We start from the raw sequence: 21,771 nt of genomic DNA on the forward strand, positions 1-21,771 counted from the left end.
CCATAAAAAATCCGGCTGAACTTTTCGGTTCAGCCGGATTTTTTTATTGGTCCATCAAGCGCTTTTTATAAAGGATAAACGAAATAATGGTCAACACCACTGCCCATACCGAGATGATGACAAGCGGTCTGGCGAGTTCCCCAGCAGCCGCTCCAACTTCCATCGCCACGAGCAACTCACTCAATTGGCTGCTCGGTAAATAGCGCAGCACTTCCAAAAACGGATACTGTTCTTCAAAGGCCAACGCAAACGGCCCGGCTGTAAAGATGATCAGCACCGGAAAAACCGATAGCGAGGCTTCCAGCAAAGTCTTTGAGTACAAGCCGCAAATCGTCCCAATCGCTGTATAAAGCAAGATGGAAATCCCGAGCGCCGCCGCCAGCAGCATCACATTCGAGGTCTCGTAACCGAATAAGTAGGTGGTGAACGCCAGGACAGCCGCTGAAATAAGGAAGACGAGCGCACTTTTTCCGATCAGCACATCGAGCATCGAGGCCGGGGTCATCATGAGCGAACGCAGCGTATTGCGCTCTTTCTCCTCCGCGATCAAGCACGCCTGCACGAAACTGGTGAGCATCGCCAGAGAAAAGTTCAGGATGAACGCATAGATCACTGCCTGATCACCCGCTTCCGTCCGGTACAGGAGCGCAAAGACGATCGGGAACACGATCATGATCGACACCGCATAATTTCTTGAGAACTCTTTGTAATCTTTGATGAAAATGGCTTGGATGCGCTTCAATGACACGTTCATACCAATTCACTCCCCGTCAGTTTAATAAAAATATCGCCAAGGCTCAGCTCATTTGTGTACATGCGGTCGATTTTCCCGCTGCTCATCCACCCGGCGATGGCCGCTGCCGAACTTTCGTCCATCGACAGGCGCTCTTTCTGCCCTGTAGTCAATTCCACGGTCAAAGTGCCGTCTCGATGCGTTTTTTTCAATTCATCCGGGGCCCCGATCGCACGGATCTCCCCTTTATGCAAAATCGCCACGCGTTCACACAGCGATTCCGCTTCCGTCATATCATGGGTCGTTAAAAAGATCGTCGTCCCCCGTTCATTCAAATAGCGCAAGCCTTTATGGATATGCGCTGTGTTGACCGGGTCGAGCGCGGACGTCGGCTCATCCAAAAACAGCAGTTCCGGCTCGTGGATGATCGCGCACGCCAAGGTGACGCGCTGGCGCATCCCTTTCGACAGCACACTGACCCGCTTTTTGCGGTCAGCATTCAAATTGACGAAATGGAGCACTTGGTCAATAGACGATTTTGGCAAATCATATAAACGCCGAAACACATCCAGGTTTTCTTCAATAGATAACCGTTCATACAAGCCGCTATTATCGGTCAAGATGCCGAAGCGCCGTTTCTGGGCTGTTTTTTGCATCATTCTAGACGGCATCTCCATCACGGCAGCATGGCCGTCCGTTGCTTCCAATTGGGCAGTCAAAATCTTGAGCAAAGTCGTTTTCCCGGAACCGCTCGGCCCAAGAAAACCGAAAATCTCTCCCTTTGGAATTTCGAAGGATACATTTTTCAAAGCCATATTGCCGCCAAATGCTTTTTGGATATTCTGTACGGAAATTGCATTCATGTGCGCCACTCCTTTTCGTTGATAACACCAGCATAGTAAGAAAAGGGAGCAGCTGCCTTGAGATTCCGCTAATATGTACCATTTCTCGGCCGAACTGTACCCTGAAATCCGTGATTCGGCGATTATTTCCCAGGAAATTAAATGTTCAACAGCTCTTTTAATTCGGCAAGTTTTGTTCTCGATAGCGGCACGACGGAATCTTTTCCGGTCGTCAAGCGCAGGCTATAGCTGTTTTTCGTCCATGTGATCAGTTCCCGCACTTTTTGCAGATTGACGATATACGAGCGGTGGCAGCGGAAAAACCCGTAATGCTGAAGCCTGTCTTCCAATTCTGCCAAGGTGAGTGCGCACGTGTAGGTCTCTCCTGCCACATGCACCACCGCCGAACTATTGATGCTTTCGATATAATCAATTTCCGGCGGGTTGAACAGAATGGTTTTATCATTCTTTTTGGTCGGGATTTTTTGAATCTTGAACTCCGCTTCGCTCGTTTCATGAGGGCCTTCCAATTCACCGTCAGCATCCGCAATATCCAATAGATGCAATCCCGCTTCGTCCAAACGGTACACTTCATCGCAGCTGATCAGCGCATCTTCCAGATTGGCGGTGAGGATCAGGATCTGTTTTTCTTCCGACAATTCTTCCAACAGGCGCGCAAACGCCAATTGATCGGGTTCTTCCAGTTGAAAATACGGCTCCTCCAAGATGATGATCGGCTGCTGTGCGTAATAAACGCGCAGCAAGGACAAATAGATTTTCTTCGACGACGGCAAATCGGCAATTTTCACTTTGTGGTAGTCGCCCAATTGAAACAACTGAAGCATTGAGCGGACCGGCTTGTCGTGGCCGCTGACCGACTTCATAAAGCGCAGCAATTCCTCGACGGTCAAACGCGTGTATTCGCCTTGTTCCGCAAACGACAAATAGGCATCTCCCCGCTCTGCAAATTGGGCCAGGAGGATTTTCTTGCGCTGGACATTGGTCTGAATACCCAGCACTTTGCCTTTCTCCATGCTCAATTCCAGCGACGGGATGATTTTCTGTCCGTTGACGTTCATTTCTCGAATGTTCATAGGCTCCTCCTGTCTAACGAAAAAAAATTCTTACATATATTGTAACCTTTCTTTTGCCGCTAGAGACAGTTTCGTTTTTGGAAATTGCGTTTTTTCTATTCCACGAAAAAGGCGGCGCCCCATTGGATGCCGCCTTGCTGTTTACTTATCGAGTTCACGTACTAAGGTGTGCGCATATCGGTCATGCGGCATTTGTGCGCCCATGTCCTGCCCGCGTTGTTTGAACCATTGGAGCGGCATGATCGAATCGCGGTGTGCGAGGCGTTTCAGGATTTGCTGATCCGTCAGTTCCCCACCGTCCGCATTTTCGATCTTAATGCCTGCCACCTTTTGCCCGAGCGTCTGCCCGCTTGTCTTCAACTGGACGTATTCGAGTCCCCAGAACACCGCAGTCGGCGTCACAAGCGCATGCACCCACTCTTGTTTAATTTTCTTGCGTAACAGCGGTTCCACGACTGCAGTCAATGCACCGGATACCACAAAATCAATCGCTATCGCCTTGCCGCGTTTTTTCGTCAATGCATCCATGTTCCATTCCCCCTCATTGCTGAATATATCCATTATACCGTTTCGGCTCGGCAAAGACAGCCGGAGCTGTATGCGTTATGATAAGGAAAAACCAAGGAAAATCGAGGTGACACGCATGGCATTTCTAGTGATTTGGCTGATGATGATTGCATACGCTGTCTTTTTCGCGCCTTCGGGTTCCGGCGGCATCGAGTTCGGCCCGCTTCTCATGGGCGATTGGGAAGGGGTCGACCCGCTCATACTCGCTGTCTTCAACTCGCTCGGCATCTTCCCGCTCGTCTTTTTGACGCTTCTTGTGCCGAATGACCGCTTCCGCTGGCCGGCGTGGCCGTTCGCGCTCGTGTCGTTCGGAGTCGGGGCATTCTCGCTCTTGCCGTATTTCGCATTCGGCGACAAGCCGCCAGAGAAAAAGCGCCGCGGCCCGAATTGGCTGCACAGAATCCTGCGCTCGAAAGCGTGGCTGATCTTTGTCGCTGCCATCAGCATCATCAATTTCCTCACCGTCTTCCGCGGCTTTTCGCCAGAAGCCTACGCGGAAGCGTTCCAGACTTCCAGTTTGGTGTCGGTCATGACCATCGACTGGTTCGTGCTATGGGGCTTGTCGATCTATGCCACGTACCGCTTCTTGCCGGACGCGAACTTCAAGCAATTGGCTTTGCTGCCGGTGGTCGGGCCGATTCTTGTATTATTGTTCAACCGCACGGCAACTAAAGATCATTAAAAAGCGTTCCCGGCACGATGCCAGGAACGTTTTTTTGTCCAGTAATTCAGTTGGTCATTGCAGAATCCCGTTAGCGTTTTTCTGCTTGTCCACTGCCCACTCGTAAGAACCTTCATGCAACGTGAGGGTTTGGTTTTCAATCCAAGCGATTTTCGTGAACAGCTTCTGCAGGAAATAGCGGTCGTGGCTGATCGCGATGATCGTGCCGTTGAACTCTTTCAAGGTTTCCTCAAGCACTTCACGCGATTCGATGTCGAGATGATTGGTCGGTTCATCCAATATGAGCACATTGCAATCTTCCTGCATGAGCTGCGCGAGACGCAAACGCATCTTTTCGCCCCCGCTGAGATCCTTGACGCGCTTGAAGACGTCGTGGCCGTAGAACAGGAATTGCGCAAGCAAATGGCGAGCGTCGCCTTCTGTCACCGACAATTTATCGCGGAATGCTTCGATAACGCGCGCCTCTCCGTCGAACGCCTCAAACTGCTGGGCGAGATAGCCGATTTTGACATTGCTGCCGCGGCGCACTTCCCCGCCGACCGGTTCGATCTCACCCAGTAGAATCTTCAGTAAAGTCGATTTGCCGGTGCCGTTGTCGCCGACGATTGCCAAGCGGTCCTGCCAGTAAACGGACAGCTCGACATCGGCAAACAGCACTTCATCGCCGAAGCCGTGGAACACATCTTGCAACTCAAATACCCGCTTGCCGCTGCGGTCATTGGCTTGAAGCTTCAACTTCATCGCCTTTTCCGCTGCCGGGCGCTTCACTTTTTCCATACGCTCGAGCATCTTCTCCATCATTTTCGCTTTGCGGAACAAATCCGGATTCGGCGGCGAGGCTTCATTCGCCCATTGGCGCAGGCGGCGTATGGATTCTTTGATCTTCTGGATCTTCTTCTGCTGTTCTTTATACGCCGCAAATTGCTGCTCCATCTTCGCCTGCTTATTGCGCAAATAGGCGTCGTAATCGCCTTTGCTTTCCCAGATCTCGCCGTCTTCGATTTCATAGACTTTGTGCACGACGTTATTGAGGAACTGCCGGTCATGCGAGATAACGACGACCGTACCGCTGTAGTATTCCAAGTAATGTTCGAGCCATTCGATCGCCGACAGATCCAAGTGGTTCGTCGGCTCATCGAGAAGCAGTACAGAAGGCTTGCGCAAAATGAGCTGCGCGAGCATCACTTTCGTCTTCTCGCCGCCGCTCAGCGAATCAAAACGCTGCCCGGTAAGCGCTGCGACGCCAAGGCCGTTCGCCACGGCTGCGATCTTGGATTCCGTTTCATAACCGCCGGCTTCCATAAACTGCTCCTGCAGCTCGCCGTATTGCCGCAGCACACGCTCGTCTGCCCCGTTCGACAGCTGGATTTCCAGTTCGCTGAGCCGCTTTTGCATCCCGTGCAATTCGCTGAAGCTTTTATTCAATACTTCGTACACGCTGTATCCCGGGTAGTCCGGAATTTGGTGCAAATAGCCGATTTGGGTATTTTTCGTCCGGATAATTGTGCCGGCATCCGGCTCTTCCAGTCCTGCCAGCAGCTGGAATAAAGTCGTTTTGCCCGAACCGTTGCGGCCGACAACGGCGATCCGTTCTTTGTCATTGATTTCAATCGATAAATTCGTGAAGATTTCATTGCCGCCGATGGATTTCGTTAGTTGTTGTGCTGTGATTTGCATAGTTTACGCCTCCAGGGCGCAGCTGAAAATCGGTACAAAAAAAAGACTGCCACGTATCGGGCAGTCTTCTCTAGTGGTGAAAAGAATGTCAGATATCAGCTGCGCGTGATTTTGAAATTGACTAAAAAAGGGCAGACTTCTCCCGTCGGCGTCAAATCAAACGTAATGACACGTGTGAAATACAAAGCTTCCTCCATTTTCACACCCATCACCGCAGCACATTTCTCCATTCTTGTCACCTCCGTTTCGTTTAATTGTCTTAATATTACCACATCTCTTGGTGGAAGGGAATATCCAATTGCGCCCTTTCCGCCAATTCCTTGATTACCCTTTGACCTGCGACCGCTTCAACACTTCTCTCAAATCCGCCAAGTTATCAATCACAGCGTCTGCTTCTTTCAGTTCCTGTTCCTGCGCAAAATCAAAGCGGCAGCCGACCGCAAACAAATCGTTCGCTTTCGCCGCGCGGATGTCGGACAAGCGGTCTCCAACAACCGCCCCTTCCGTCACGCCGTATTTCTCTTTGATTATGCGTACAAGTTCCCCTTTATCGGACGCGGAAGCTTGTTCAATGCTGAACGTCTCCGTCACCCACTCATTCAAGCCGTAATACTCAACAATCGCTGCTAAATAGCGCACAAGCCCGTTGCTCGCAATAAAGACCCGGTAGCCTTCTGCAACTAGTTCAGCCAACACTCCCTTAACGTCAGGGTAAAGTTCACCTTTGCCTTCACTGATATTTACGATTAATCGTTCGAGGAAATACGCATCCATCTCGCGCTTAGTCTCCTCAGACTTCCCTGGCAATAGCGCTTCCCATACTGCTGGGAGCGGTACGCCCATGATGTTTCGGTACTCATCTATTGGCGCTGCACCTTGCCATTCGCCCCGCTCGCGAAGAACTGCGAACGCTTCTTCCAAGGATTGCTCCAAAATCTTGCCGGTCTGGAACAAGGTGGCGTCCATATCAAAAATAATTGCTTTCATCTGCCTGCCTCCTGTTCTTTCTATAAAGATCGCAAATCTTATAAAAAGTTCCCAGATGCTAAGATGAAATCTTTTCAATTCAAAAAACCGGTACGCAATTGCGCACCGGCTGAATGTGGTAAATCATTTAATTCCCATGGAATCCTTATAGCCTTTCAAATAGCCGATCTCGGATGGGCTCGCCATTTCTGGGGCGCTCATCGCGCGGTGCCAGTTCGGGTAGATTGGGACCGGGCGCGCCGCTTTTTCGATCAAGCTGTGTTCGTCTTGCTTCAGTTTGATTTTATAGGATGCGATGTTTTCCTGCAGTTGCGCTTCGTTGCGTGCGGCGATGACGATCGGGCCGACGTTCGGGCGGTCGCGCACCCACGCATAGGCGATTTGCGGAACGCTTGCGTTATGGTTTGCTGCCACTTCCTCGAGCGCATCGATTACCTGATACAGACGCTCTTCGTCCTGTATCCAAGGCTCCGGCCAGCCACCGCCTTGGCGCGTATCTTTCGGCGCTTCCTTGCCGCGTCCGATTTTGCCGTTCAATAAGCCTTCGCCGAGCGGGCTCCAGATCATCGAGCTGACGCCAAGCTCCGCGCCGGCCGGAAGCAATTCGTACTCTGCTTCGCGCGCTTCCGGCGTGTAGTAGATCTGCTGCGTCGCAGGCGGGATTTTGCCGTTCTGTTCAGCGAAGGTGTGCGTCTTCGCAAGCGCCCACCCGCTGTAGTTCGACACGCCCCAATGGCGGATCTTGCCGGCTTTGATCAAGTCGTTCATCGTCTCGACCGTCTCTTCGACCGGCGTCTGGCCGTCCCATAAATGGACGAAATACAGATCCAAGTAATCAGTGCCGAGGCGAGACAGTGATTCATCGATCGATTTCAATAAATTCGTTCGCGAGGCGCCACGTGAATTTTGATGGTCATCAAACGGAAATCCGGTCTTCGAGGTCAACAACACTTTGTCGCGCTTGCCGCGGATCGCCGCGCCCAAAACCTTTTCGGCGTTCCCTTGGGAATATAAATTCGCAGTATCGAACATATTGATGCCCGCATCAAGCGACATATCGACCATGCGGCTCGCTTCGTTTTCCTGGATATTGCCCGCCGCTTCAAAGCCGTTCGTGCCGCTGAACGGGACGGTGCCGAGAATGTATTTCGGGACGCGCAGCCCCGATTTGCCTAGATTAATATAATCCATTGAAGAAATCCTCCTTAGTTAATTGCCTGTTTTTAATTCATGAAGATTCAATACCCTTTCCAAATCCCATTAAACAAAGCCACAGCACTTATACAATGCGAAAAGGACACTTCATCCCCACACAATAGATACATAACGACTTCTCGCTTAAATAAAAAAAACCGGAAACAAAGCCTCTGCTTCGTTCCCGGTTTCGGTTTAGATATTATTCATTATGTCCATAAAATCTGATACGATCCGCTCGGTTCCTGTTCCAAGCGGCAATTATCGGACAGGATCGGCCGGAACGCTTCCACTTGCGCTTCGTCCATGGAAATGCCCGAAAGCCCGTATTCCGTTTCTGTGTAGTCAAGATCCGCTTCCTGGTCGAATTTGATGCGCAGCAAATTCTTTGCGCCGTTGATCGTCAGGAATTTCACTTGGTAGCCGTCGCGGAATACCGCCTCAAGCTCGCTTCCAAGCGATGCGAAATTATCATTTTTCAGAAGGTCGCCGATTTCTACGCCTTCCCGGCGAACCTTTTCGATGCGGATCGCGTCCGGCATGGAAATTTTGGTCAAAGTCATGTCATCCCTCTTTCCGGATTTCTTGGTATTTCCCCTATTCTAGAAGACTGGCATGTGAATCTCAAATCTTTCAAACCCATCAACTCGACAAGTTCAGCTATCGCTGTTCCCACCAGCGCGTCGATGTGTAGGAATCAAGCTCAGCCAAAGAAAGCGTCTCGCCGATTTTTGGCGTCAGCAACTCCATACCCAAATACTGCGCTTCTTGTGATGCGCGCTCCACTGGGTCTGTCCAGCTATGAAACGCCAAAGTGAACGCCGCCCAGTGAACGAGCATCATCTTGTCTCCCTGAACGTCGAGCGCCGCCTGCACCGACTGCTCCGGCGCCATATGCGACGTTTCCCAGCGCGGATCGTACTGGCCGCCTTCCATCAACACCAGGTCGAACGGGCCGTAGTGCTCGCCGATGGTTTTGAAATGGCTGCCATAGCCGCCGTCGCCGCTCGTGTAGAAACGGGTCTCGCTGCCAAGCACGACCCAGCCGCCCCACAGCGTCGAATTGCGGTTGAACAAGCCGCGACCGGAGAAATGCTGCGACGGCGTTAACACGAGCGTCAAGCCTTCAAACGCCGCTTCGTCCCACCAATCCAATTCCGTGATGCGCGCCGACTCCACTCCCCAACGCTCAAGATGCGTCCCGACGCCGAGCGGCACAAAGAAATGTCCGACTTTACTTTCAAGCGCACGGATCGATCCGTAATCGAGATGGTCGTAATGGTCATGCGTCAGCAGCACCGCGTCAATTTCCGGCAGCCGCTCGACGATTTCTAGCCAGTCCATGCTATAGCGCGCACTTCCAGCAAACGCCAAAGGAGATGCCCGTTTTCCGAGCATCGGGTCAACGAACAGTTTTTTTCCGTCGATACTTAACAGAAACGTCGAATGGCCGAACCAGGTGACGCTGTCTTGCGCGTCTTCAACGGCCTCCCAGTCCATGTCCGACACCGGCAATTGGGCAGCAGGCGATCGTCCAACGTCGCTTGCAAACAAAGTTTCCCTTAGCATCGACAGCCCTTCCGATGCACTAATGTTCATGTCCGCTTGTTCCAGATTGGTGAATTTCCCGTCTTGGTAATGGCCGCGCTTCACAAACGACGCCTGCTGCACTTTATTCGGCGTCGCCCCGAGCGGCGCAAGCGTTCTCAAAAATACAGTCGATAGGACAGATGCGGCCGCAACGCCCGCAAGAGAATACAAGGCAAATTTTTTCATGGCTCCTCCAGAATGGAAATAGATTTCAAAAGCTTCGTGGCTTTCAGTATAGACGGAGTAGCGTCCGTTTTGCACATGCGGAAGCCGTCCGCACAATAAAAAAGCCCAGCTCCCCGTTTTTCGACAGAAGATCAGGCTTTTCCTGTTAGCTGGTTAGATCGGCAGCTCGAGAAGATAAGTCTTCACTTTCAGCCTTCGGTGCGGAATTCCCCTGCATTCATTGTAAATTATTGGTATGATAAATAAAAAAGGATTATATTTCTTCTTACTATTGACGGTGGCCCGTAAATAAATAAGAATCCCATCACCGGTTGAAACCAATCCGAAGAATGAACAACTAGAGGAGTGTCTTTAAGTGAAAAAGCAAATGAATTATTGGATTGTCCTGTTGCTGGCCGTCTTTATGGCTGGTTGTACCGAAACAGAACAAGCCGCGACTCCAGAAACCGCAGTACAAGAACAAGCCGCCGTTGAAACGGAAGAAGCGGAAGCCGAAGCGACAGAAGCAAGCACCAATGAAGAGGCTGCCGCAAGCGAAACGGAACAAGCCGACACGATAGTTGAAGAGGAACCGGAAGCAGAAGAACCCGCCGCAGAACCTACGCAAGAACAATTCGAAGGATACGAACTCGTTGAAGTGGACGGCGGCGACCTGTCCGGATACCGTGAAGCGAACACCGTCGTGTCAGTCGGCTACGGCGACCGCGAATACTGGGCCTTCACAAATGAACACGGCCAATTAGAACGCGTCACGGCGGACGAGATTGTGCTGCAGGACGACAGCAGCGAACCAGTCCTCGACTCGGGCCGCTATTATTCAGACGAAGCCAAAGTGCCAGGTGTCGAGAGCGACATCTTAGACGAAGGGCATGTCATCGCGGATTCACTCGGCGGGGTATCGAACGCCTATAATATTACCCCGCAAGAAAGCACGCTCAACCGCCACGGCGACCAGGCGTATATGGAAGATGTCATTCGCGATGCAGGCGGCGCCACGGATTTTGAAGCCATAATCACCTATCCCGATACCGAAACGCAAGTTCCTTCCAGCTACCAATACAGCTATACCGTCAGAGGAAACGAAGTGGTCGACACATTTGATAACGTCAACTCCGATGAAGTCAACGCCTCTCTCGGCTTGACGGACAGCGAGCCCGCAGAAGCGGAAGCAAGCAGTCCAGACACAAGCGGTGACGTCTCGAGCGTTGATGCAAACGGCAATGGCCAAGTGACAATCCAAGAAGCGAAGGACGCCGGCTTCACCATGCCCATCATGAGCGATCATTGGCTCTATCCGCATATGCGCGATAACGATAATGATGGGATGGTTGGGGAATAAAGTTAGGTACAGTAAGTGCAACTCAAAATTAGCATAAGAAAACACTGAGATCGTGTCAGTGTTTTTTCTTTGCGGAAAAACGCAAAAAAGCACCGCTCCAGGCGATGCTTTTGTCGTTTCGTTATCAATTATCCGCAGGCAATCGACTTCACATGTCCCGATACTTAAATCTTCTTCCAATCATGCGCGCCTTTCGCCCAACCGCCGATCGCGACACCCATCGCAATCAAAGGTGAGGCGAATTCCACATCTTCCATCACTAAGTACTGGTGGCCGAGCGGCATCAGTTTCCCCGACAGCAATAGCTCTTCCCGAAGCTTCAAATAACGCTTCGGGCATTTCGGCGTGGTCGTGCCCGCAAACTTCGAACCGCGCTGCACGACAAACTGCTCCCCTTGGTAAAACCCGCTCGCATCCGCCCCGCGTTTCGACGTGATGTAGAACAATTCCGGCGGCGTCTCGTGATAAAGCTTCACCATCCCGCTATCGAACGGATCGACCGACTGCTCTTCCCCCGTCGCCGGATCCACCTCAAAAAAGCGGTACACTTCCCCAAACTCCGGATGCTCAATCGCCGCAACAAAAAACTCCTTTTCCATCAGCCTTCCCCCTATTCTAAGAAAATTGCCTTTCATCTCTTAGATAGATGGAAACTGCGGAAAAGGAGACAGGATTGTGAAAGTTTTTTAAATAATTTTGCTGTGAATTTTGGCAACCCCAAAGCAGCAGTGTTTCTATTGAAATTTTACTGCTTCAATAAAGATTGGACGCGCTGCGGATCGAAGCCGAGCACCCACTCGCCGTTGATGTTTGTCTGTGGAACACCCATTTGACCTGTGGCCTGAACGAGGCGGCTCGCCGCTACCGGATCTTTCTGGACGTTGATGTCTGTGTAAGAAATGCCGTTTTGATCTAGGAAGTTCTTCATCATGGTGCAATAAGGGCAGGTGTTGGTTGAGTAAACAGTTACTTGGTTAGTCATGTAAATTCCTCCTGTTTGAGTAGAATTATTTTATAAATTAAATATACCCTTTGGGGTATATTTCTTCAAGTAGATTGCTTACATATTTGAGCGCAAAGATTATATTCCCAGCAGTAATTTAGATAGCCCTTCCTTAAGAAACATTTTTACTATAATCTAGTTATAAACAAAGGAGAGGATTTTCTACCATGGCTAAGATACCAGTAAAACTAGTTGCCGATTTGGCAATAAAGCACGGACCGAAAGTCGTTGACCAAATCGCTAAAAATTCCCACCTCATTAAACCTGCTGTCGATAAAATTGACCAATTTGCTAAACGGCAAAATAAGCGCAAGGACGAGAAAGTCGCATCAAGATCAACTCCTTATCTGGAGCAGCAATATAAGTTATATAATGACGAGATTTTACCAAACTTAGATACCTGCCAAAGAAACGAATTGGTCAGCTATAAACTCGATGTTCAGAAAACACTCTTCCAAATGAACCCAGATAAAAAAAGTGGTCCCAAGCCCAAAGTCGTTCTTTCCAACAAGAAAAGCAAAAAATGGGAACAGGTATTATCTCAAATCGAAGGCAAACTGAGCGCAAAAGACTACGAGGAATATTTAAACCTTTATCATAACCCTGAAAGCGAAAGCGTTTATTTCCAAGGCTATGAACAAAATACAACAATCTTCAAGAAACTTTTGGCAGAAAACGATTCTGGCAAAATTCGTGAATTCCTTTCTAACCAAACTAACATGGATACACAGGACATCAATCGGGATTTCTTTCTAGAATTTTCATGACAAATTAAATTAATATCAAAGGACCACAGAGGTAGCAGTGAAGCCGCTCCCTCTGTGGTCCTTTTAATTTCTATTCGCTGCTTTCCTCTCAAAATAAGCATGCAACCGATATTCAGCAATTTCCTTTGTCCACTCATAAAGAATTCGCTGATGTTCATTACTTGGCGATAAATTCAATGAAAACAAATTATCATCAAATGTCACCAAGCCGTCTTTCGCACTGCCGCTCCATTTCGTCATCGGCATCCGTTCAATCAGATCTGCAATTTTCTTTTCATCGTAGTCTCTGAGCTTTCTGCCCTGTACATCATTGAAGTCAGCATTCAGTCGGTATTGTTTCGCCGTCAAGAACTCGTGGAAATAAGGCGCGGCTTCCACTGGCGTGATCGATTCCAGCCAGCTTTCCACACCTTTCGACAACATGTAGCTCAAGACTACCATCTTATAGCTTTTGTTCATTCCGGTCTTCTCGACTTCTAACAACCAATTCTGGTGCTTGGTCCAGACTTCAATCTCATCTGCATTCAGCTCCGCCGCATAAGCGAGCAAACCGAACCAGCTGCCGAACTCCTGCTTGATCGTCTTCGAATCCGCCGTACCTTTGAGATGAAATTCCAAATAAGTTGGGCGCCTTCCGAGCTCCCTTTTTAATTCACGGTAAGCAAGAACCAGTGATTCTTTTCTAGGAGCGCGCTTTTTCCGCAGTTCTTCCAACAGATTGACGACTGCCAATTCTAAATTGAAATCGCAATTTGCAGGAACCAAAGGCTCGACGCCTTGAGTTTTTTCTTTAGCTTGAGGCGCTGTATCAAATACCGAAAGCTTCAAATCTGCATTGCGGTAGTTGCCGATAAAGTCGATGATCACGCAATGATCTTTTTCGTCTGCAATGCGCAATCCCCGGCCGATCTGCTGGGTGTAGACTGTTAGCGACTCGGTCGGTCGGATAAACAGCAAAGTATCGACTTTTGGAATATCGACACCTTCATTGAACAGATCGACTGTGAATATAATTTCCAACTCTCCTGAATCCAATTGTGCTCTCGCCGCTTTTCGCTCTTCTGCAGGCGTACCGCCCGACAAACTCATCGAACGGATGCCTCGCTCCCTGAAAAACTGGTCCATAAATTGCGTCTGCCGGATTGTCGAACAAAAGACAATCGTGCGCGTCTGCTTATGCTTTTGCCACGCTTCAAAAACCGCTTCGGCATATTCTTCCCTTAACTGCGCCTGAAGCAGTTCCTCTTCATCATAGCGATTCCCGAGCCAGCGAATCTTTGAGTAATCGGTATTGTCGTATACCCCAAAATAACGAAACGGCGCCAGCCAATTGCGTTCAATGGCATCGAGGAAATGAATCGAAATCGCAACGTTCCCATCGCATAAGGCATAGACATCCTGATTGTCCATCCGGTCCGGCGTTGCCGTGATTCCGAGTAAAAACTGCGGCTCGAAATGCTCCAGCAGCCTTCTATAAGTCGGAGAAGCTGCATGGTGGAATTCATCCACCACAATTAAATCGAACGCATTCCGCTCGAATTGATCCAAGTGATACTCGCTTCCCAGTGTATAGATGGAAGCGAACAGAAAATCCGCGGATGTGTCTTTTTCAGTTGCATGGTAGAACGCAGATTTTTTATGTGGGTGAACTTTTTGGAACGATTCTTTTGCCTGCTGGAGGATTTCCTGGCGATGTGCAACAAACAACACACGCTTGAATTTCTTCGCGAAAAACGCCGCGAGATAGGTTTTCCCGAGCCCTGTCGCCAAAACAGCCATCGCGCGAGTGTACTCTTCTTCTATAACCGTATCGAGAGCATCAAGCGCTTCCTGTTGGGCAGGCCGAGGCTCTAACTCAGTTATGTAGGATGTTCCTGTTTCAACAATTTCCTGGGGCTGAGATGATCCTAGCATAAGTCCCGTTTCTTCCGCTTCCGACCACACAGGGCTGATTGGCCGTTTGAGATTCGCTTTTTCATGAAGCATCTTGTATTCCTGAAGCGTTTCTTTGTTGAGAGGAATCGTCTCATCCGCGTAGAAATGCGCTAAAAACTGCTCGGTCGCCTCATCAAATACCGTCTCATCTACTGAGGTCGGAGCGATCAAATTCCATTCCACTCCTTCGGTTAAAGCGGAGCGGGATAGATTGGACGATCCAACGATCAGGTGCGAAGTTTCTTTTCCGCGAAATAAATAAGACTTAGGGTGAAACGAAGCACCACCGCTTTTCCATAAACGAATTTCAGCAGAAGGCAATTCTTCGAGCAAGATCTTGAGTGCTTCCGGCTGCGTTACAAAAAGATAATCACCGATTAATAATTTGATCGGCACACCACGGTCTGCAGCTTCTTTCAAGAACGGTGTCACGATTCGTACACCTGACTTCATCGCGAACGCGGTGATCCAATTGATCTCTACAGCCTCTCGTGCTAACCGACTCAAATGACTCACGAGTTGCGAGGTGACCAGTTGCAGTTTACTCATCTTCAACCTCGATTAGAAAGATTCTTTCTTTAAATCCGCCGCGCTTCTCGGCTTTTTTCACGCGAACTTCTTCAACTTCCTCCAATGAAGATCCATTGAGTTCAGCGGCTGCGTGGATTAGCTCCAGAATATCTGCAAGCTCTTCGACTGCATCTTTTGGATTATCAGTTTCCTCATATTCACGAAGCTCCTCAGTGATTTTCTTTGTTACTTCTGTTTTGTATTCTTCATCTGATAAAATGCGAGTCTTAAATTGAAGGTTGCTGTTCTCGATTACTTGCGGAATTTTGTCTCTCACTAACTTGTTGTATGTAGGCATTCTATATCCTCCTTCATTTTCAAAAATACTATTAACTCAATTCTCTATACATTCCGGGATACACATACAAAGATTTAAAATAGCTAACTGAGCTAGCCTCTTTAGCTAACTTTTTCGCACATTCGGATGAAATGTATATAATATCATTTTACAATAAATATCTTCATTCAAATCATAATCTAAAATCATTACTACTTCTTCATTCTCATCTTTTAGCTTCTTAAACCATATTAAAGAATCTATATAATTACCTAAAATTAAATTAATATGCATACTAACACCCCTCATCATTTCATAATATTGTGAAATTTACAGATAAATATTTAGGATTTTCTGTAATGAACTCAATAGACAGTCATAATAACGATAGTAGAATGGGTCACTTTATAAATAATAACTTTATAACCATTTTTGAAAGGTTTGGTACAATGCCTAGAAAACTAGTTACCTTTAAGATAACATTTTACAGATAAACAAAAGTTTATCGAGTAGTTTTTCTAGTCGCCTATAAATTTAAAATGTAATATCTATGTAACTAAAGGTTAGAACAAACACTAGGCATATACAACATCTCAACTGCCTCTGCACAAAATCGAGCAAATTAAGACGTAGCTGTCAGCAAACGATTGATGGATGCCGGCGAACTGATTGGCATTGAAGTATTGATTCACTGATTGTCAGCCAAAAGATGGTGTGTCCTTGAGGGAAATCGGGGTTATTTAATAAACCCCGTCCCTACAGGCTTCTCAGACAAAATGAACGGCACCGTTCATCGACTTAGAAAAGATAAATCCCTCAGAAGGCAAATCTCAGACACGGGATTTGCCTTTTGTAAGGGAATTCTTCAAACCTCATAGCTGCGCTAAAAGAATGGCAGGGAAAAGAAAATGACCGATGCTACCTACCTTGCATCCGTCATTTTCTTTTAATCATTTGAATCAATCCACTAACTGAATGCCTACCAAGCTCTCAATCGGCAATCGTTGCCGTCCGATTCGTCTTCATAAACCAGTTGCCCATTCCTCAAATCGATTTCTTGAATCACCCCAGTATGCGTAAAACGCGCCGTTTTTCCATGTCTTCAGTTGGACCTCACATCTTCGGCTCATGGCGATTTCCACTTCTTCCTGGATGGCTTGCAAATCAAACTCGGTCAATTCGGGTTTCGGCACCTGGTCCTGTTCCTCATAGAATGCTTTGATTAACCGGACGTGTTCTGTCAGCAGCATCCCCTGCCACTTGATTAACCCTCGATCGCTGACAGCCCCTACTTGTTTCGTGTGTTTTGTTGTTTTCATGCTATTGCCTCCTTTCAAATAAAAGAACATACGTTCTTATTATACCACTCTAGAAGCGCTCTGAATCCTCCTTTATAAATAAGCACACAAAACCCATTCTCTTGAAGACTAAGAAAATGGGTTCTCGCTATTTTCGGATCAAATCATTAAGTCTATTGCTGTTGCTGCAGAAAGAGTCTCTTATATTATCGACACCTTGCTTGTAGACCTTCCAAAGGTTGTTTGATGCCTACCGCAAAGTAATCCTTGCCATCATGCTCAATTCGTGTTCGTTTGTATATTTCTTGTGATTCATCCCAGATTTCAAGGGGACTGCCGACGTAAAGTAATCTTCAGCGCCTTCGATTTCATAACGTCCATCCGACCGTTTAATAATTCTTTCACTGGCTTGAATCGGTTTTGAAGGTACTCAACCGAATAAATTAAGCTATACAGATGGTCTGTTACTTTTCGAATTTCTCGCTCTTCAAAGCGTTGTTCCGGATCTTCACGGTCGTGCTCAAACTCTTCTTCTTTTGATATCCTTTTAAAGCAGGCATGGAATTTCTTTTGTTGGTTCTTTCTCTTCATTACATCCCGACAAAATTACCGCACTCATGATAATTATTGATCCTAAATTTTCAACATTGCTGTATTCCTACTTTCTATCATTCGATTCTAGAATAAGTATAAAAGAATAGTTTTGATTTTCTGTGCAGATAAATTTTTCAACTTTTATCCATAACTTTGTCACTATTTTTGCACAAGATATTCACATATTAGGTTTACAGTAGCAATATAATAAATACGAAAGAAGGGTAAACAATGCGTGCATTTCTTAAGTTGATCGGGCTCATGGTTTTTGTTACTAATTCTATCTGCTTGTTCTGGTAATCGTGGTGGAATGGATTCAAATATGATGAACGGAGAAGATTCTGACCAAAGTATGGGAGGGATGAATCAAGGGGAATGGGTTCAATGATGGATCATGGGAATGTACCTTCCCTTGCCTCTTCTGAGGGTTCCAATGAATTAACTATACCTCCATTGCTTGAAAAGCAGCAGGGTCAAAATTATGATTATGAAGTCGTTGCCCAACAAGGAACTACCGAGTTTTACAAAGGAATATCAACGGAAACTTACGGATATAATGGCGACTTACTAGGCCCCACTCTCACAATAGAAGAAGGCGAAAAGTGGAGGTTAAAATTACAAATGACTTAAACGAACCTACTACATTTCATTGGCACGGACTTGAAGTTGCTGGTGAGATAGATGGAGGACCTCTTGATGAAATCCAACCTGGAGAAAGTCGGATTATAACGCTCGAAGCAGATCAACCAGCGGCAACTTTATGGTATCATCCACACGTTCATGAAATGACCGCTGAGCAAGTATATAGAGGCTTATCTGGTATGTTGCTTATCGATAGCTCCGATAAGGAAGAACTAGCTATACCTAACGATTATGGAGTTAACGATATTCCCTTGATTTTCCAAGATCGCCTTTTTAGTGAAGACAAACAGTTGAATTACAACCAACTTATGGATGAAGATGGCACATTAGGAGACGTTTCTATCGTGAATGGCACAATCAATCCTAAATTAACGATTACAAAACCAATTATGCGTTTCCGTGTATTAAATGGATCGAATGCACGAAACTACACATTTAGTTTAAGCAATGACGCTAGCTTTACTCAAATTGCTTCTGATGGAAGTTTGCTCGATGAACCTGTAGAAATACAAGAATTAACATTAGCGGCATCAGAGCGCGCAGAAATTTTGATAGATTTTTCAAAACTAACAGCCGAAGAATCACTCGCTATCATAAACGATGAAGGCGTTGAATTATTGCCATTTGATGTGAAACTTGAAGATGCTACTGCAAATCCAACGGAAAAGTGGACGACAGAGGAGCCATTCTTAACGCCGGAAGAAAAAGAAATGCCTATTGAAAAAAACATTGAATTGTTTGGCATGATGGATATGGTAACGATTAACGGCAAAAAATTTGATGCCGATCGCATTGACTTACGCCAAGAACAAGGCGTTACTGAAGTATGGGAAGTGTACAATAAGAAGGATATGATGGGTGGTATGATTCATCCGTTTCACATTCATGGGACGCAATTTAAAGTGATTTCTCGTGACGGCAAGGAAGTAGACCCTAGCGAACAAGGCTTGAAAGATAGTGTATTAGTTAATCCAGGTGAAAAAGTGAAATTGCTCGTGACGTTTCCAGAGAAAGGTGTATATGTTTTTCACTGTCACATCTTAGAGCATGAAGATAGTGGCATGATGGGACAAATTGAAATCTATTGAAGAATAAGACACCCGCAAGAAGTTCCTAGGGAACTTCTTGCGGGTGTCTTTCAACTCGATTTTAAAACATTTTGAAATCGTTTATGCTGTACGTTTTAAAAAGAAACGCTCTCCTGCAAAGATTAGCAGGATGAATATAAAGGAGACACCGACCACAAATAAGTCGGAATTCATTTTAATCCAAATGAATGCAGCGAGTATGATGGCATCTAGTGTCAAAGCGGTCAATACGATCACTGAATTGGCTCCCACTTTTTCTCTCAAATGCTTGAACACTCCCCAATGAATGATCATGTCCATTACCAAATATAAAATAGCACCCATTGAAGCAATTCTACTCAGATCAAAAAAGATGGTTAGAAACATAGCTAATACGATTGTATAAACCAAGGTATGTTTTTGTATATCACCAGGCATACCGAAGTGTTTATGAGGAATCAGTTTCATATCTGTTAACATCGCTAACATTCGTGATACGGCAAAGACACTTGCAATTATTCCGGAAATGGTTGCGATGATGGCAATTCCGACAGTAAACCAAAGACCGTAATCACCAAACGCAGGTCTTGCTGCTTCAGCAAGTGCATAATCTTTTGTTTTAATGATCTGGTCCAATGGTAAATTACTTGAAACTGACCATGCAATTAATAAATACACAAGCAAACTAATTGAAATCGAAATCATAATGGCTCTGCCAACGTTTTTCTTCGGTTTTGTTATTTCAGAACCACTATTGGTAATCGTAGTAAACCCTTTAAACGCTAAAATTGTCAATGCTACCGCAGCAATATAGCTTGCTATGGTGGGGTCTGCTGAATCTCCCCCACTTTCTACAGATGAAAACGAAAATCCCGCTACGCTTAATCCACCTATCCCAAAAACAGCTAATCCTGCAATCTTGAGTAGTGAAGCTATAGATGTAAACGACTGTATGAAGCTATTTCCAGAAATATTTACCAAGAATGCAAAAGTCAGTAACCCCACTCCTAATAACGGAACAAGATAACTTGATTGATTGATATCAAAAAGTTGTAGAGTGTAGGTACCAAATGTTCTGGCAACCAGACTTTGATTAATGACCATTGAAATGGCCATTAACAAAGCAGCTGCAGCTGTAATTGTTCCTTTACCGTAAGCTTGAACTAAAAACATTCCAATTCCACCGGCTGATGGAAATTCATTACTTAGCTTTATATAAGAATAGGCACTAAAAGCTGTAACAAGCCCCCCTACTATAAACATCAGAGGAAACCATGATCCTGCAAGTTGCGCGACTTGTCCTAGTAAGGCAAAGATTCCTGCACTAATCATCACCCCGGTTCCTAATCCTACAGCACCGATTAAGGAGATACTATTCTTTTTATAATCTGCCATCCTCAACTCCTCCATTCTGTATAGAAACATTGCTAACTTATGTTAAGTATCAAATCGATAACAAGTACCTGACTTTTCCCTAGACCCTGTTCCGCTAAACAGAAAGTTAAGAATTCCACACAAACTGCATATTTTAATACTCGGCGAGATACAATAGTTAAGGTTTAAATCTTTACTAAAGAAGTCATTTACAAAAAAGAAAAGCTCCAAGTGAAGGTTTTCTACCGATAATCCCCTAATATGCTAACGTTACTCTCAACCATAATTTAGCCCATCAATCTCTACACCACTTCGAATTTTATAGAGTCCACTCTTAATTTTTCTATTATTTTATTCTTCAGAATCATTTCTCCATTCTTTTTACACATTTCACATTTATAGTAGATAAATAAATCGACAGAATGGAGGAAGGAACATGAAACTTGAAATCTTTCAGCCGACTATCGAACAAAAGCATGTATTGCAAAACTTGATGGAACTGTATCAATACGACTTCTCCGAGTTCGAATCCGAAGATGTGGATGAAAACGGTTTGTTTGGCTACAAGTACCTGGATTACTATTGGACAATTCCTACGCATTTCCCGTTCCTAATCAAGGTGGATGGAAACCTTGCCGGATTTGCATTGGTGCGCGAGATAGCGTCTGAGGATTCAAGTTGTTCTTCCTATTTAAAGATATGCGAATTTTTCATCATGAAAAAATACCGGAAGGAAGGTATCGGCAAGCAAGCCGCATTTCAACTTTTTGACCTGTTTCAAGGGGTCTGGGAAGTGGCTGAGCTCGAAACCAACCTTCCCGCACAGAAGTTTTGGCGAAAAACCATATCTGAATATACAAATAACGAGTACGTGGAAATCAAACGCGATCATTGGCCTGGGCCAATTCAGCGGTTTGTTTCAGCGAAATATTTGCCTCTTCAATCACTAACTCTTTTACTATAAAGAAGAATAAACTTTGGTTTATATTCCTCTCAGTCTGTATTCGGCCTCGACTAAAATGACTGCCAGTTACCTTTATACCGCGTTGTAAAGATTTATTTGTGTAAGCTGATGCAGAAGGTCCCGAGACGTATGAAGAAAATTACGAGGAACTGATTATCGAGCTGCAGCAAGTGGCTGAATCCGATCAAGCACTAGGCAGCAACACAGAAAACATGACATTTTTCGTTTCCTATGATGCTTTTGGCTATATAACGGACACATACGGATTTGAACACGTTCCGGTTGCCGGGTTGAATAGCCAAGATGAGCATTCGCAGAAAGATTTGACGGCCATCGTGGACTTGGCAAAAGAGAAGAACATCGAACACATTGCGTTTGAGTAAAACGTG

24 protein-coding genes and 1 pseudogene are annotated in these 21,771 nt (G+C 46.3%); 7 read left to right on the top strand and 18 right to left on the bottom strand.

The window, feature by feature from the left end; translation table 11 throughout:
- Window positions 1-43 precede the first annotated feature (43 nt).
- The 4 genes from CW734_RS15990 to CW734_RS16005 all read right to left on the bottom strand — a co-directional run bounded on the left by CW734_RS15990 (window position 44) and on the right by CW734_RS16005 (window position 3,197).
- The gene (locus tag CW734_RS15990) at window positions 44-754 is read right to left on the bottom strand and encodes an ABC transporter permease (protein WP_101191768.1); all 711 of its coding nucleotides are present in this window, start codon (window positions 752-754) and stop codon (window positions 44-46) included.
- Window positions 751-1,596, bottom strand: a complete 846-nt coding sequence (locus CW734_RS15995; RefSeq protein WP_101191770.1) for an ABC transporter ATP-binding protein — start codon at window positions 1,594-1,596, stop codon at window positions 751-753. The genes CW734_RS15990 and CW734_RS15995 overlap by 4 nt, the downstream gene beginning before the upstream one ends.
- 137 nt (window positions 1,597-1,733) lie before the next feature.
- Window positions 1,734-2,669, bottom strand: a complete 936-nt coding sequence (locus tag CW734_RS16000; protein ID WP_101191772.1) for a LytTR family transcriptional regulator DNA-binding domain-containing protein — start codon at window positions 2,667-2,669, stop codon at window positions 1,734-1,736.
- Between the two features lie 141 nt (window positions 2,670-2,810).
- Window positions 2,811-3,197 (bottom strand): RDD family protein, encoded by a 387-nt coding sequence (locus CW734_RS16005; protein ID WP_101191774.1) that lies wholly within the window; start codon window positions 3,195-3,197, stop codon window positions 2,811-2,813.
- 70 nt (window positions 3,198-3,267) lie between these two features.
- On the opposite strand from CW734_RS16005, the gene CW734_RS16010 reads away from it, so the two are divergent.
- Window positions 3,268-3,918, top strand: coding sequence for a hypothetical protein (locus tag CW734_RS16010; RefSeq protein WP_232787102.1), 651 nt, complete (start codon window positions 3,268-3,270; stop codon window positions 3,916-3,918).
- Between the two features lie 54 nt (window positions 3,919-3,972).
- Here the strand turns inward: CW734_RS16010 and abc-f are convergent, their stop codons facing one another.
- The 6 genes from abc-f to CW734_RS16035 form a co-directional block, all read right to left on the bottom strand.
- Entirely contained in the window at window positions 3,973-5,595 is a 1,623-nt protein-coding gene (gene abc-f, locus CW734_RS16015) for a ribosomal protection-like ABC-F family protein (RefSeq protein ID WP_101191776.1), read from the bottom strand.
- A gap of 95 nt (window positions 5,596-5,690) precedes the next feature.
- Entirely contained in the window at window positions 5,691-5,825 is a 135-nt protein-coding gene (locus CW734_RS19495; protein WP_257721097.1) for a hypothetical protein, read from the bottom strand.
- Between the two features lie 94 nt (window positions 5,826-5,919).
- The gene (locus tag CW734_RS16020; protein WP_101191778.1) at window positions 5,920-6,582 is read right to left on the bottom strand and encodes an HAD family hydrolase; all 663 of its coding nucleotides are present in this window, start codon (window positions 6,580-6,582) and stop codon (window positions 5,920-5,922) included.
- 123 nt (window positions 6,583-6,705) lie between these two features.
- Window positions 6,706-7,773 (bottom strand): aldo/keto reductase, encoded by a 1,068-nt coding sequence (locus CW734_RS16025; protein ID WP_101191779.1) that lies wholly within the window; start codon window positions 7,771-7,773, stop codon window positions 6,706-6,708.
- A gap of 212 nt (window positions 7,774-7,985) precedes the next feature.
- On the bottom strand, window positions 7,986-8,339 hold the full coding sequence (locus CW734_RS16030; RefSeq protein WP_101191780.1) for a hypothetical protein: 354 nt from the start codon (window positions 8,337-8,339) through the stop codon (window positions 7,986-7,988).
- Window positions 8,340-8,436: 97 nt separating this feature from the next.
- Window positions 8,437-9,552, bottom strand: coding sequence for an MBL fold metallo-hydrolase (locus CW734_RS16035; RefSeq protein WP_101192233.1), 1,116 nt, complete (start codon window positions 9,550-9,552; stop codon window positions 8,437-8,439).
- 355 nt (window positions 9,553-9,907) lie between these two features.
- Between CW734_RS16035 and CW734_RS16040 the strand changes: the two genes are divergently transcribed.
- Window positions 9,908-10,891 (top strand): DNA/RNA non-specific endonuclease, encoded by a 984-nt coding sequence (locus CW734_RS16040; RefSeq protein WP_101191781.1) that lies wholly within the window; start codon window positions 9,908-9,910, stop codon window positions 10,889-10,891.
- 164 nt (window positions 10,892-11,055) lie between these two features.
- Here CW734_RS16040 and CW734_RS16045 read toward each other — a convergent pair whose 3' ends face one another.
- Both CW734_RS16045 and CW734_RS16050 read right to left on the bottom strand, forming a co-directional pair.
- Window positions 11,056-11,490, bottom strand: coding sequence for a DUF4357 domain-containing protein (locus CW734_RS16045; protein ID WP_101191782.1), 435 nt, complete (start codon window positions 11,488-11,490; stop codon window positions 11,056-11,058).
- A 146-nt stretch (window positions 11,491-11,636) separates the two neighbouring features.
- Complete coding sequence (locus tag CW734_RS16050; RefSeq protein WP_101191783.1) at window positions 11,637-11,873, bottom strand: glutaredoxin family protein; 237 nt, start codon at window positions 11,871-11,873, stop codon at window positions 11,637-11,639.
- Window positions 11,874-12,061: 188 nt separating this feature from the next.
- Here CW734_RS16050 and CW734_RS16055 point away from each other — a divergent pair, with 188 nt between their 5' ends.
- Window positions 12,062-12,661, top strand: coding sequence for a hypothetical protein (locus CW734_RS16055; protein WP_101191784.1), 600 nt, complete (start codon window positions 12,062-12,064; stop codon window positions 12,659-12,661).
- 63 nt (window positions 12,662-12,724) lie between these two features.
- On the opposite strand, the gene CW734_RS16060 is transcribed toward CW734_RS16055, so the two are convergent.
- The 5 genes from CW734_RS16060 to CW734_RS16075 all read right to left on the bottom strand — a co-directional run bounded on the left by CW734_RS16060 (window position 12,725) and on the right by CW734_RS16075 (window position 17,332).
- Complete coding sequence (locus CW734_RS16060) at window positions 12,725-15,145, bottom strand: DEAD/DEAH box helicase family protein (RefSeq protein ID WP_101191785.1); 2,421 nt, start codon at window positions 15,143-15,145, stop codon at window positions 12,725-12,727.
- Window positions 15,138-15,464, bottom strand: a complete 327-nt coding sequence (locus tag CW734_RS16065; RefSeq protein WP_101191786.1) for a nucleoside triphosphate pyrophosphohydrolase — start codon at window positions 15,462-15,464, stop codon at window positions 15,138-15,140. Before CW734_RS16065 ends, CW734_RS16060 begins: the two co-directional genes overlap by 8 nt.
- A gap of 1,001 nt (window positions 15,465-16,465) precedes the next feature.
- Window positions 16,466-16,762 (bottom strand): YolD-like family protein, encoded by a 297-nt coding sequence (locus tag CW734_RS16070; RefSeq protein ID WP_157824178.1) that lies wholly within the window; start codon window positions 16,760-16,762, stop codon window positions 16,466-16,468.
- 185 nt (window positions 16,763-16,947) lie between these two features.
- Complete coding sequence (locus CW734_RS20125; RefSeq protein WP_157824200.1) at window positions 16,948-17,064, bottom strand: DUF5348 domain-containing protein; 117 nt, start codon at window positions 17,062-17,064, stop codon at window positions 16,948-16,950.
- A 1-nt stretch (window position 17,065) separates the two neighbouring features.
- Complete coding sequence (locus CW734_RS16075) at window positions 17,066-17,332, bottom strand: hypothetical protein (protein ID WP_101191788.1); 267 nt, start codon at window positions 17,330-17,332, stop codon at window positions 17,066-17,068.
- Window positions 17,333-17,719: 387 nt separating this feature from the next.
- Here CW734_RS16075 and CW734_RS19260 point away from each other — a divergent pair, with 387 nt between their 5' ends.
- Together CW734_RS19260 and CW734_RS16080 are read left to right on the top strand one after the other, a co-directional pair.
- Window positions 17,720-17,965, top strand: a complete 246-nt coding sequence (locus tag CW734_RS19260) for a hypothetical protein (protein WP_232787103.1) — start codon at window positions 17,720-17,722, stop codon at window positions 17,963-17,965.
- Complete coding sequence (locus CW734_RS16080) at window positions 17,938-19,065, top strand: multicopper oxidase family protein (RefSeq protein ID WP_232787104.1); 1,128 nt, start codon at window positions 17,938-17,940, stop codon at window positions 19,063-19,065. Before CW734_RS19260 ends, CW734_RS16080 begins: the two co-directional genes overlap by 28 nt.
- Window positions 19,066-19,146: 81 nt before the next feature.
- Here CW734_RS16080 and CW734_RS16085 read toward each other — a convergent pair whose 3' ends face one another.
- On the bottom strand, window positions 19,147-20,439 hold the full coding sequence (locus CW734_RS16085) for an APC family permease (protein WP_068870831.1): 1,293 nt from the start codon (window positions 20,437-20,439) through the stop codon (window positions 19,147-19,149).
- A gap of 415 nt (window positions 20,440-20,854) precedes the next feature.
- Here CW734_RS16085 and CW734_RS16090 point away from each other — a divergent pair, with 415 nt between their 5' ends.
- Both CW734_RS16090 and CW734_RS16095 read left to right on the top strand, forming a co-directional pair.
- Window positions 20,855-21,382: a GNAT family N-acetyltransferase gene (locus tag CW734_RS16090; RefSeq protein ID WP_068870833.1), complete on the top strand. Its 528-nt coding sequence runs from the start codon at window positions 20,855-20,857 to the stop codon at window positions 21,380-21,382.
- A 116-nt stretch (window positions 21,383-21,498) separates the two neighbouring features.
- Window positions 21,499-21,765 (top strand): annotated as a pseudogene (locus CW734_RS16095) (metal ABC transporter solute-binding protein, Zn/Mn family); the annotation flags it as partial.
- Window positions 21,766-21,771: the final 6 nt, after the last annotated feature.

Origin of the sequence: Planococcus sp. MB-3u-03 (genome assembly GCF_002833405.1) — a bacterium.
Taxonomy (GTDB): Bacteria; Bacillota; Bacilli; order Bacillales_A; family Planococcaceae; genus Planococcus.